Origin of the sequence: Paenibacillus sp. NPDC058177 (assembly GCF_042883835.1) — a bacterium.
Classification (GTDB): domain Bacteria; phylum Bacillota; class Bacilli; order Paenibacillales; family Paenibacillaceae; genus Paenibacillus_AQ; species Paenibacillus_AQ agri.
This window is the reverse complement of the sequence record NZ_JBHVVB010000002.1, coordinates 474,594-487,546: the sequence shown is the minus strand read 5'-3', so window position 1 is coordinate 487,546 and position 12,953 is coordinate 474,594. Positions and strand designations below refer to the sequence as shown.

The 12,953-nt window shown below is 52.0% G+C and carries 7 protein-coding genes; 6 read left to right on the top strand and 1 reads right to left on the bottom strand.

Annotation, left to right across the window (positions count from 1 at the left end):
* The first annotated feature begins 55 nt into the window (after positions 1-55).
* The 3 genes from ACFVU8_RS12240 to ACFVU8_RS12230 all read left to right on the top strand — a co-directional run bounded on the left by ACFVU8_RS12240 (position 56) and on the right by ACFVU8_RS12230 (position 4,654).
* Entirely contained in the window at positions 56-820 is a 765-nt protein-coding gene (locus ACFVU8_RS12240; protein ID WP_379465835.1) for an RsmE family RNA methyltransferase, read from the top strand.
* A gap of 3 nt (positions 821-823) precedes the next feature.
* The gene (mtaB, locus tag ACFVU8_RS12235) at positions 824-2,158 is read left to right on the top strand and encodes a tRNA (N(6)-L-threonylcarbamoyladenosine(37)-C(2))-methylthiotransferase MtaB (RefSeq protein ID WP_066364304.1); all 1,335 of its coding nucleotides are present in this window, start codon (positions 824-826) and stop codon (positions 2,156-2,158) included.
* Positions 2,159-2,434: 276 nt separating this feature from the next.
* Entirely contained in the window at positions 2,435-4,654 is a 2,220-nt protein-coding gene (locus tag ACFVU8_RS12230; RefSeq protein ID WP_387428013.1) for a translocation/assembly module TamB domain-containing protein, read from the top strand.
* A gap of 184 nt (positions 4,655-4,838) precedes the next feature.
* On the opposite strand, the gene ACFVU8_RS12225 is transcribed toward ACFVU8_RS12230, so the two are convergent.
* A complete protein-coding gene (locus ACFVU8_RS12225) occupies positions 4,839-5,825 on the bottom strand; it encodes a Na/Pi cotransporter family protein (protein WP_387427574.1) in 987 nt (328 codons plus the stop codon).
* A 93-nt stretch (positions 5,826-5,918) separates the two neighbouring features.
* Between ACFVU8_RS12225 and ACFVU8_RS12220 the strand changes: the two genes are divergently transcribed.
* From ACFVU8_RS12220 to addB, 3 genes are all read left to right on the top strand, one after another.
* On the top strand, positions 5,919-7,322 hold the full coding sequence (locus tag ACFVU8_RS12220) for a class I SAM-dependent rRNA methyltransferase (RefSeq protein WP_387427572.1): 1,404 nt from the start codon (positions 5,919-5,921) through the stop codon (positions 7,320-7,322).
* Positions 7,323-8,012: 690 nt separating this feature from the next.
* Entirely contained in the window at positions 8,013-9,083 is a 1,071-nt protein-coding gene (locus ACFVU8_RS12215) for a helix-turn-helix transcriptional regulator (RefSeq protein WP_387427570.1), read from the top strand.
* A gap of 341 nt (positions 9,084-9,424) precedes the next feature.
* Positions 9,425-12,952 (top strand): helicase-exonuclease AddAB subunit AddB, encoded by a 3,528-nt coding sequence (gene addB, locus ACFVU8_RS12210; RefSeq protein WP_387427569.1) that lies wholly within the window; start codon positions 9,425-9,427, stop codon positions 12,950-12,952.
* Position 12,953 lies beyond the last annotated feature (1 nt).

The window sequence follows — 12,953 nt, the reverse complement described above, 5'->3', positions numbered from 1 at the left end:
CAGAGGCAGGACCTATGTCCCCCGGCGCCTGAATAACGGACAGGATGTTGATACGATGCAGCGATATTTTGTGACGCCGGAGCAGTTCAGCGGCGATACCGTAACTATCGGCGGCGAGGATGCTCGCCATATCGCCAAGGTCATGCGCGGCAAGGAAGGGGACAAGCTGATTGTCAGCGATGGGTCCTCCCGTGAAGCCTTGGTTGAAATTGTTCAGATTGAAATTGGAGAAGTTACAGCGAATGTAGTGGAAGTCCTGGAAATGACGCATGAAGCGCGCGTCAAGATTACAGTAGCCCAAAGCCTTCCTAAAGGCGACAAGATGGAGACTGTGATCCAGAAATGTACTGAGATCGGTGCTGTGTCCTTTCAGCCGTTTTTGTCAGAACGCACCATTGTGCAGTATGACGAACGCAAGGAAGGCAAGCGTCTAGAACGATGGCGCAAAATCTGCAAGGAAGCCGCAGAGCAGGCCCACCGGAACATCATCCCTCCGGTAGAGCCTCCAGTATCCTGGAAGCTTTTGCTGCAATCGTTTGCGGAATATGACGCCGTGTATTTTTGCTATGAGAAGGAAGAAGGTCTGCAATTGCGCAGCGCCGCGGCTCCAAAGCTACAAGCTTTGCAGGACCAGTCTGCTATCAAAATAATGGTGGTAGTTGGACCAGAGGGCGGCTTTACAGTCGAAGAGGCCGCTAAAGCTGAGGCGGCCGGTGCCGTGCCTGTCGGTCTTGGACGACGCATCCTGCGCTGTGAGACGGCAGGGATGGTAGCTGCAGCATGCCTGTTATATGAATCCGGAGAAATGGGGGGAGCTTAAGAGATGTCATCCGTAGCGTTTTATACGTTGGGTTGCAAAGTTAATTTCTATGATACCGAAGCCATCTGGCAACTGTTCAAAAATGAAGGTTACGAGCAGGTGGATTTCGAGGGTACCGCCGATGTGTATCTGATCAATACTTGTACTGTTACCAATACTGGTGATAAGAAGAGTCGCCAGATGATCCGCCGCGCTGTACGCCGCAACCCTGAGGCCATCGTAGCTGTTACGGGCTGCTATGCACAGACGTCCCCAGGGGAGATTCTTGATATTCCGGGTGTCGATCTCGTGATCGGCAACCAGGACAGGGATCAGATCATGACGCATGTGAAGAACATTCAGGAATCGCGCCAGCCGGTGAATGCGGTTCGCAATATCATGAAGACCCGTGAGTTTGAGGAAATGGACGTACCGGCTTTTGCTGACCGGACACGGGCGTTCCTGAAGATTCAAGACGGGTGTAATAACTTCTGCACCTTCTGTATAATTCCTTGGTCGCGTGGACTGTCGCGCAGCCGTGATCCGAAGAGCATTGTGACTCAGGCACATCAGCTTGTGGAGTCCGGTTACAAGGAATTCGTGCTGACCGGCATTCATACCGGAGGCTATGGGGATGACCTTGACAACTATCGTCTGTCCGATCTGCTCTGGGAGCTGGACAAGGTAGATGGACTGGAGCGCGTGCGGATTTCCTCCATTGAAGCCAGTCAGATCGATGAGAAGCTGCTTGAAGTGCTGAACCGCTCCTCCAAAATGTGCCGTCATCTGCACATCCCGCTGCAAGCTGGACATAACCATGTGCTGAAGACGATGCGCCGGAAGTATACAACCGAAGAATATTACGCCAAAATGCAGCTGATTCGTCAGGCCATGCCGGATGTCGGCATTACAACTGACGTCATTGTTGGATTCCCGGGAGAAACCGATGAAATGTTCCGTGCCGGCTATGATTTCATGAAGGCGGTCAATTTCTCGGAAATGCACGTATTCCCGTACTCCAAACGGACAGGTACACCGGCTGCTCGCATGGACAATCAGGTGGATGAAGAGATCAAGAATGCCCGTGTGCAGGAACTGATTGACTTGTCCGAGGAAATGCAGCTGGCGTACGCGCAGAAGTTCGTTGGGCAGACGCTGAATGTGATTCCCGAGCGGTCTGCGAAGGATGCTCCGGGCCGGAGTACACAGCATGGCTTCAGCGACAATTATTTGCAGGTCTTCTTTGAAGGTGATGATTCCCTGCAAGGTGAGCTGTGCCAGGTGAAGATCACGCAAGCAGGCGTAAACGAATGCCGCGGCGAGCTGGCTTCAGTGAAACAGGCGAGCCTATCGATATAAAAATTGTAGACACAAAAGCCAAACAGCGATTCCTCAGTTTTATTCGGAGTGGCTGCTTGGCTTTTTTATGTTATTGGATTGTCTTCGGCAGTTAAATTCCGCATAAGGCGATGGCACTGCTTTTAACGGAAATTTTATAGTCATAAAGTCCTGAATTGTGAATTTAAGCCTCCATAATCTCAGAAAGAGTAAACACTTCGATGCAAAATGTCGATAGTAGTGGAAGAGTGTGGGAATGCATCCCTGGGACAACATTAAAACAGAAGGAGAGAAATGATGACTGTGAATAGAAAAATGACGAAGCTGCTCCTCATCTTTGCATTGCTGGCTACCGTGGTATTCCCGGCAAGCGTCTTTGCGGAGAAGGGAGATATCAACTCGATTGAGTTTGAAAGCTCGGCCAAGCTGGATCTGGTTGTAGGGCAGTCACCGAAACAGTTGAGAGTGTTCGCCAATGTGGAAGGGTCTACCTCCAAGAAGGATGTGACGGGCGCAGTAAGCTGGAGCTCCTCGAATACTGCTGCCGTTAAGGTTGTGAATGGTCTTGTGACCCCGCTCGACAGTGGTACAGCTACAATTACTGCGATTTATAATACTGCGTTGACTACTATTGAGGTCTCGGTTACTCATCCGTTTAAAGACCTGAAGATTGAACATAAAGAGGGCATTTACAAGCTGGGAGACAGTGAAGAGAAGCGGACAATCAAAGCAACGGTACTTGGTGGAAAGTCCATTACCGAAGCGACTGATGTTACAAAAGATGTTGAATGGTCCAGCTCTGACAGCAGTGTATTGACGATATCGGAAGGTAAAGTCAATCTTCTGAAAGAGGGCAAGTCCACCATTACAGCAAAATACAAAGGTTTGACGGCTACATATAAGGCTGAAGTAGAAGTTGCTTTTACCGAGATTGAAATTAAGCAGAACGGTAAAGTAGTCAAGGATGTTGAGACCCTGATCGGGGACAGTTCTATCAAATTGACAGCGTTCAGCAAAACGGCAGCGGTATCGGAATCAGAAGATTTGACTACCAAGGGAGACTGGAGTTCCTCCAATCCGGCTGTAGCTACGGTCAAGGATGGAGAACTCAAAGTTCTGGCTACAGGTAAAACAGTGATTACGATCACAAGCCTCGGCGTTAAGGCTACAGTAGACGTCTATGTCCGCTCGCCATATGAAGCGATTCTATTGAGTCCTTCCAAGGATCAGACGCTGTTCATGGGCGAAGTGCTGGATGTAAAGGCTGAGGTAAGAGATGCAGCTAACTCTACGCTGAATGTATCCCTGAACGCTACCTGGACATCCAGTGATCAACTGGTAGCTACAGCCAAACCCGAAGCAGACGCTGCGGACATTACGGCTAAGGGTGTGGGGGACTCTACCATCAAAGCGGAGTATAGAGGCGTTAGCAGAGATATTAAGGTAAAAGTGCTGCCAACGATTACTGCATTGTCTATCGAGAAGACAGAGCAAGAGTTGTTCAAGGGAGACACGCTGGGTCTGCCAAAAGTAGACGGAACCAAACTCGACGGCTCCAAGATTGATCTGAGCCAAGAGGTGGAATGGACTTCCGGTAATGCAGAAATCGCTCTGATTAAGGACGGTAAGATTGAAGGTAAATCTGCAGGGACTGTCACTCTGACCGGTAAAATCAAAGAGGGCGGCGTCACCGCTTCCAAAGCAGATATCCGCAACAAGAGCGTGGAATTGAAGCTTACGGTTCAGGATAAAGTGCTGGTACTGATCGGACCTGAGGACAACCTTGTGGTGGTTACCGGTGAAGAGAAGCCTATGCCTTCGGTAAGAGCGGTTATGGAGAACGGCGACGAGCGTGAGACCTCGGATAAGATCAAGTGGGAGATTTCTGGCACGAATGCCGTACTCAAGACAAGCGCAAGCGGTCAAACCATTAAAGGACTCACTAAAGGCAGTGCGAACCTGAAAGGGACGTATGCCAACAAGACTATCACAATCCCGGTAACTATTGAGCAGAAGATTACCAAGATTGTGGTTGAGCCGGCTTCACTGGATTTGAACATCAAGAATAGCAAGACGGTTAAAGTAACGGCTTATTATTCCAACGGAAAAACAGGTAACCTGTCCAGCAGCATCAAATGGGAATCCAGCAATCCTGCAGCGGCTACGGTGACTGGCTCTTCCGTAAAAGCGATCGCTGAAGGCACGACTACACTGAAAGGCTCCTATCAAGGAATTGATATCAGTCTGAAAGTCAACGTGATTCCTAAGCTGACCAAACTGACAGTGAATGAAACACGTCTCCAACTGGCCCCGGGTGCCAAGCAGACGGTAGTGGTTACAGCTCTGTATGATACTGGTAAAACAGTTGATGTGACAGGTCTTGTAGCTTGGACCAACTCGAAGCCATCGGTAGCCAAATGGTCAATTGGCAGTATTACAGGGGTGGCGAAGGGATCGACATCCTTTAAAGGTAAATTCGACGGTAAGACTGTAACGGTCTCTGTAACAGTTAAGTAATTGCAGCATTATGCTAAAAAATAGTTAGAAGACGGAAAGAACTGCAAGCCTATATCGGGCCTTTGCAGTTCTTTTTTGGTAACATGCATTTTTCTTCTTTGTATTAGATGAAAAGGCCCAATTGAAGTATAATAGTACAGCGACAGCAGAAGTGCCGGTAAAGTGTATGTCATGGTACTGCTTGTTAGGACTGGAACCGGGTCTCCAGCCTGGACCATAACTGCAGGTAGCACAGTGGCAGAACAAGTGCCGAGCAGACGATGTTGAAAATAGTCTGGGCGTGTGCAATCTGTGCGCCAGAGCCCCCGCCAATCCAGGCGGAAAGACTCTGCAGCGGGCCGATGAGCGGCAGGAACAGCAGTGCACCGCCTACGTTGAGTGCCACATTCGTCCAGGCAACGAAGGTTCCGGCAATGGAACCGCCGATGGATGCGATCACGGCTGTGACGCATGTGCCGACATTCGCGCCTAGCACAATGGCAATCCCCACCTCAGTTGGCAAGGCCCCTGAGGTGGCAACGCCGATGGCCATGCCAATGACAGCAGCGCTGCTGTGTACAAGCGCGGTCAGGCAGGCGCCGGCAACGATGCCCCACAGGGCGCTTGTGGCCGCATGATCCAGGAACCACCAATACAAGCCGTTCTCCTGCAGTGCTGGGCCAATAGACTGCATGACTTTGATGCCCCATAGGACGAGCGAGAAACCGGTGATAGCCAGGCTAATGTATTGGAGCGGCGTGGATAACCGCCGGAGTGATGACGCTGCAGGATGGTTGGACGACAGCTCGCCCATGATAACCGCAGCCCCCCACAGGCTGAGCGAGACGGCCAACAGTGGCGAAGAATAAGAGCTGATCTGCAGTCCGATCAGTTCTGTAGTCAGGGAGGTGCCGATGTTGCTGCCGAGAATAATGCCCAGTGTGCGGGCATAGGTGAGCAGCCCGGCATTCACCATACCGATCGTCAGCACGGTGACGGCGGTGCTGCTCTGCAGCAGGGCGGACAGCAGACTACTGGCTATCATGCCTTTTAACGGTGTAGCCGTTGCTTTATTCAGGCCGGCCTTCAGCAGCGGACCGGCCAGCCGGGACAAGGACTTCTCCATCAGCTTCATACCGGTTAGAAAAATGACAAGACCATATATGACAGGGAACAACAGATCACGGATCATAACAACATGCTCCTTTGACTGGGGTTGTACACCAATATATGAAAGTAGCGCAGTGGACATGTATAAAACGATAAGATCAAGGAGTTGAAGTCATTGGCATCAGTAATTTTGGAACGCAGCCGTAAAAAAAGACTAGAGCAGGGCCATCCATGGGTATACGGCAGTGAAGTGGCCTCGGTGGAAGGAGAGCCACAAGCTGGCAGCTTGGTCGATATTATGAATCATCAGGGCCGGTTTCTGGCATCAGGATACTATAACCCCGCTTCGCAGATCCGGGTTCGGGTGGTCTCCCACCAGCATCTGGAAGAGATGGACAAAGCATTCTTCGTGGAGCGGTTTACGAACTGCCTGCGGCACCGGAATCGCTTCCTTCCCGGCGCAGACGCATACCGGTTAGTCTATGGCGAAGCCGATTTTCTGCCGGGACTGATTGTGGACCGGTTCGGGGACGTTCTGGTCGTGCAACTGCTGACGCTGGGCATGGACAAGCGGCGGGCAGAGATTGTAGAGGCGCTGGTGCAGGTGATGGCACCGCGCGGAATTTATGAGCGCAGCGACGTAAGCGTTCGCGAGCTTGAAGGGCTGGAGCAGGTAACCGGGCTTCTTTACGGGGAATGTCCCCGTCATGTGACGGTTACCGAGAATGGCCTGAAGCTGATCGTAGATATCGTGGAAGGCCAGAAAACGGGCTACTTCTTCGACCAGCGCGAGAACCGGGCCTCCATTGCCCCGCTAATGACAGGCTGGGGGGAACGCAGCGGCATCACGCTGCAGGAAGTTGATGCTGAGGATGGCTCTCGTCAGGTGCTGCCGGTTAACAAAAGCGGCAAGAAAGTAACTTTCCCATACTGGGACGGGGCTACAGTATTAGAATGTTTTTCGCATACAGGAAGCTTCACCCTTCATGCCTGCAAATACGGCGCCAAGAAGGTAACCTGTCTTGACGTGTCCGCCCATGCTATTGAAAGCGCCAAGACTAACGTGGAGCTGAATGGATTCAGCGACCGGGTGGAATTCGTGGTCGACGACGCGTTCCAATACTTGCGTAATCAGGTGAAGGGGCTGGAGGAACGCTCCGAACGTGCCACCGCGGGGGCGGGGCAGGATGCTTCCGGCGCCAAGACGGCCAAGGCGGATACAGCCAAGCCGATGACCGCAGGCGGCGGACGGACCTTCGACGTGGTAATTCTGGACCCGCCTGCTTTTGCCAAGACAAGAAGCGCTGTAGCAGGAGCTTGCCGTGGATATAAGGACATTAACTTGCATGGCATGAAGCTGGTGAACGAGGGTGGATATCTGGTAACGGCAAGCTGCTCCTATCACATGCAGCCGGATCTGTTCCTGGAAACCATCGGGGAAGCAGCCAAAGATGCCGGTAAAGTGCTCAGACTGGTAGAGTGGCGTGCCGCTGGCAAGGATCACCCGCAAATTCTCGGTGTGGATGAAGGGCATTACCTGAAATTCGCGATCTTTGAGGTGCGGAGCAAGAGTAATTAATTCTCCTGTTAGGTACGTTGGAGGGGTAATCGGACCTTTGACTTGAAAATGGAAGCTGCCCCTGTAGGCAGAAAAAGAGTGTCGAGAATGTCTACGGACTTTTCGACACTCTTATTTTTATGTGTGGAGACTTCACACGGAGGAGTGTGCTAAGAGCTAGAAGGAACGAAAGGGAAGAGTTGGAACTGTAGGAGCGAATGCGCCCGCCTGAAAGCTTTTCGTAGGAAAGCTGGCATCGAAAGCATAAGCTTTAGACAGATTTCAACAGCAATATAGTTTGAACTTAAAAATCTAACGTCCTGGGTGGGTGAAATCCTTCGTATACGAGGGCGTAACTTGGTGTATCTTGTGTAACCCGCGTTCGAGCTTAAGAGGAACTTTTATAACAGGAAAATATACCGTTAAAAAGTTCCTTTCACCGTATTTGTCATAAATAAAGGGAATTTCTCCCGTTAAAAAGCTCGTTTATCCCTCAATTAGCTAGTAATGAGGTGATTAACAGGAGTTTTTCCAGTTGTTTGTAGAAAAGGAGCCGTTTTAATGAAAATAACAGGAGTCATTCCCGTTATTCCAATCATCGTAGTGAAGACCGGGGCTTAAGTGAGAATCTTAAGTTCGTTTTATATAATTGATAATAGTTCTCATTTACGTATATAATGAACCCAAAGCAAGAGGAAGTGGGGCTAAGGGATGGAACATTATGCGAATATATACGGACATGAAAGAATAGATGCTAAAAAGACACTTGCCTGCGAAGGGTTCAGTCATACTTACCGCCTTGATGGAGGTCATTTCGAGATTAAGCCCCCGGAAGAGATTGGAGTTGGGGCCTGCCGCAGCCTGCTCACCCGCGGTAATATTCAGATGACTAACTTCAGCCTTACTTTTAACAGAGACATACAGGCTAACGGAGAGTTCAACTCCCCGCGGACAGAGCTGGTGTTCTGTCTTGGGCACGGAATTGAATGGGGTACTTCGCTGAAGGGAGATAACTTTGGCATTGATACAGGGCAGAGTGCTCTGCTGTATGGCGGCGTACGGGCTGAGAATTGCCAGTATTTGCGGGATGCCAATTATCGTTTTCTCAGCATGGATATGAGCCCGGAGCAGTTCAAGCGGATGACGAGCGGGCTGACCGAGGATGAACGACTCCGTTTTACCGGAAACGAGGCTGTGTTTTTCAACAAAAATAGAATTACGCCTGCCATCCGGCTTGTGCTGTCACAAATTTGGGAATGCCCCTATAGTGGAGGTGTTAGGGAACTCTATTTGGAAGCGAAAATGCTGGAACTGTTCGCCGTCTACCTCAATGAATCGTTGTACGAAGCGGAGCGGATTCCGCAAACTGTCCGCCTCTCCAAAGACGATATGGCCAGCTTGCAGCAGGCAAGGGAGATTTTGCAGCGGGATTATACCGAGCCGCCGACACTGGCAGCACTGGCCCGGAGCATTTGTCTCAATGAATTCAAGCTCAAAAAAGGATTTAAGGAGATGTTCGGCTATACTGTACATGCTTATGTGATTGAACAGCGGATGCAGCAGGCTCGTCATTTGCTGGAGCAAGGCAGCCTGACCGTGACAGAAGCCGCGTACCGGGTAGGATACGGAAATGCCAGCCACTTTGCAGCCGCATTCCGCAAAAAATTCGGGGTTCGGCCCGGAGAATATGCCATTCGTTCCCGAGGTGCAGGTCCGAACAGGACGGGGTGGCTAGCTGACGATGACCAAAATGAGGATTTACCCGGATTGCTCCCTTTTTGATTCATAATAATCCCATAAGGAGTAGAGCCGTCAGGAATCCAGCGGCTTCCGCATAGAGGTTTGACCACCACCTTGGGCCCCGCACCGCGCGCCGGGAGCCGCACACGGTGTGGGTTATAATTTGTTTGTTGTTACAAGAGCTCGCCGTATCTACCAGATGCGGCGGGCTTTTGCGCGTTTTACATAGAAAGCAGGCTGCGATGTTCTGCACAGAACACTTGTAAAACATTTGAAGATCATCCAAACGTATGTTCCGAATGGAGGGGGATATGGTATAATGTTGGGACGAGTAAGTGACTGTGAGTTACACTTTTGTTTTGCCATGGGAGGAGTCTTTATTTATGTCGATAACCTTTTTAACCGGACGCTCGGGCAGCGGTAAGACAACTAAAATACGGGAGTCGATATCCTCTCAGCTAGCGCAGGAGCCGCTTGGTGCGCCAATCATTGTGCTTGTCCCAGAGCAGGGGTCCTTCGGGGCCGAACGGGGCCTGCTCACTACGGGTGGTGCCAAGGGCAGCATCCGCGCCCAGACCCTGAGCTTTTCGCGGCTGGCCTATCGGGTAAGGCAGGAAACGGGAGGCAGCGCAAGTCTTCCGATTAGTGAAGAAGGCAAGAAGATGCTTATTTATAAAATCATTAGCCGCCGCAAGGAAGAACTGAAACTGTTTGGACCCTCCTCGGACCGTCCGGGCTTTGTGGAACGGTTGAGTCAGCTGCATACCGAATTGAAGCGCTGCTGTATCGGTTCTAATGATCTGAATGAGCAATTGTCCAGTATGCGTGACTCTATCGGTAACAGCCCCATATTGGCAGGCAAGCTGGAGGATTTATATATCGTATTTAGCGATCTGGAGCAGGAGATGTCACAGCTCTATATGGACGAAGAAGACCGGTTGGTTGAACTGGCCGAGCAGATTCCTTTGTCATCCTATGTCCGTGGTGCTGAAATTTGGGTGGACGGCTTTCATGGTTTTACCCCTCAGGAATTCAAGGTGCTGCGGGAACTGATGCTGCACGCCTCCAGCATGACAATATCGCTTACGCTGGACAAGTCCTATCCATCCGGCGGGGGGCTGCATGAGCTCGACCTGTTCCATCCAGCTGCAGTAACGTATATCAAGCTCCGCGGTATGGCTGAGGAACTTGGGCTTGAGGTTTGGGACGAGCCACTGTCGCCTCCTGTGTTGCCCCGCTTCAAAGATAGCCCTGTGCTCGGCCATCTGGAGCAGGGGTATGACCGCCGCTTGGGCTGGAAAGGCCAACAGGATGCCGTACAGTCCATTACCATTGGCGCTGCTGTCTCACACAGGGCTGAAGTGGAGGGGGCCTTGCGTGAGATGCTCAGACTGGCACGGGATGAGGGTGCCAAATACGGTGAAATGGCGGTATTCATGCGAAACATCGGCGATTATGAATCGCTGGTGTCCCCGCTGTTCAACGATTACAAGATCCCTTTCTTCCTCGATCAGAAGGTGAATGAGCTGCATCACCCGCTGGTAGAATTTATTCGCTCCGCGCTGGATGTAGTGAGACGTCGCTGGCGTTATGAAGATGTGTTTCGCTGTGTGAAGACCGGACTGCTTCTTCCGGACGACGGTAGCCTGACTAACGAAGACATGGACAATCTGGAGAATTATGTGCTGGCCTGCGGTATTCAAGGGTATCGCTGGACGGACGGACGTCCTTGGAGGGGCATTCCCAGCCTTTCGCTTGAAGGCGGCAGGGCTGTAGACGAAGAATTGTTGTCCACGATGGAGAAATGTAGAGCAGCCATCGTTGGCCCCCTGGGGGATTTTGAGAAACGGGTGAAGAAAAGCCGTAGCGGAGAAGACCTCTGCCGGGCAGTCTACACTCTTCTTGAGGATGCAGGTACCGCAGGCAAGCTGGAAGAGATAAGCGCCCAGGCGCTGAAGTCGGGAAAGACAGCTAGTGCTCGTGAGCACAGTCAGATCTGGAGTGCGGTGCTTGATCTGCTGGATCAGATCGTGGAAATGATGGGCCAGGAGAAAATGGAGTTTGCGATGTTCGCGGGTGTGCTGGAGACGGGTCTGGCCGAGCTGAAAATGGGGCTGGTGCCACCAGCTCTGGATCAGGTTCTGGTAGGCAGCATGGACCGGACGCGTACTTCGGGTGTGAAGTATGCTTTTCTCCTTGGGTTCAATGAGGGTGTCGTTCCGGCACAATTCAAAGAAGACGGCATTTTGTCCGAGGGAGAACGTGGGATACTGGAGAGCGTCGGACTGGAGCTTGCTCCGGGGGCTTCCCGCAAGCTGCTTGATGAACGCTTCCTGATCTACAATGCGCTCACAACAGCGAGCCATAAGTTATGGATCAGCTATGCGACTGCTGACGAAGAAGGAAAAGCCCTTCTGCCGTCTGAAGTGATTCGTCATTTGCAGCGGATGTTCGGGGGCAAACTGGCAGAACGTCAGCTTCCGGTTAGTCCGCCTGCGGTGTCAGATGAAGTGGCCCAGGCTGTGTTACCTCTGCATATGGACTTTATCGGGGATCCGGAACAAAGCCTACGCATTCTCATGTTGCAACTAAGACAGTGGCGGCAGGGTGCCGATATCCCGTCTTTCTGGTGGGATGTCTATAACTGGTTCGCTTCTGGTACAGAAGGGGAAGCGAAGAAGCTTCGCCTGAAGCGGCTGCTGGGCTCCTTGTTCTACCGCAATGAAGGCATTCAACTGAAGCGTGGAACCAGCCTCAGACTGTACGGCGGTTCCACGCTGCGTGGTAGCGTATCCCGGATGGAGAAGTTCTCGGCTTGTGCGTTCTCTCATTTTGCCGCGTACGGCTTGCGCCTCAAGGAGCGGCAGATGTACAGGCTCCAGGCCCCGGATATCGGGCAGCTGTTCCATGCGGCGCTTAGTGAAATGGCGCAGCGGCTGCAAGAACAGGGCCGTGGCTGGGCCAGCCTGACACCGGAGGAATGCCGGCGCGAAGCCGGGGAGACGGTGGATCGCCTGTCGCCGCTGCTTCAGGGCGAGATTCTTCTCAGTACGAAGCGGTACGGTTATATTAACCGCAAGCTGAAGAGTATTGTGGGCCGGGCTTCCGTAATCCTGGGTGAACATGCCCGCCGGGGCAGCTTTGAGCCGGTCGGGCTGGAGCTTGATTTTGGACCGGGCCAAGATTTGCCTCCCCTGCGGATTACACTGCCCAACGGCTGTGTGATGGAAGTAGTCGGGCGGATTGACCGGGTGGATAAGGCGGAAGGGGAGAATGGCATCCTGCTGCGAGTAATTGACTATAAGTCCAGCCAGAAGGATCTCAAGCTCCACGAAGTTTATTTCGGTCTGTCGTTACAAATGCTGACCTATCTTGAAGTGCTGTTGACCTATTCCGAGGAATGGCTGGGCAAGCCGGCACTCCCGGCAGGCACGCTTTATTTTCATGTCCATGACCCGCTGCTCTCGTCGTCCAACGGCATGAACCGCGAGCAGGCGGAGCAGGAACTGCTGAAGCGGTTCAAAATGAAGGGGCTGCTGCTGGCTGACCGTGAAGTCGTATCCTTGATGGACACTACGCTCGATAAGGGACATTCCGCGATTGTTCCGGTGGCAGTGAAAAGCGACGGGAGCTTCTACAGCAGTGCTTCTGTAGCCACGCCGGAGCAATGGGGTCAGTTGTTGTCCTCTGTAAAAGGGACCATAGCAGAGATTGGCACCCGGATTACAGAAGGGGATGTGGCCATCCAGCCCTATCGGATTCAACAGGAGACGGCTTGCACATTCTGTTCCTTCAAACCGGTGTGCCAGTTTGATGAGACTATTGAAGGCAGCGGATATAACCATCTCGGCAAGCCCGGCAAAGATGATATTTGGGACCTGCTGTCCCGCAAAGGAGGATTGACGCCGTGAA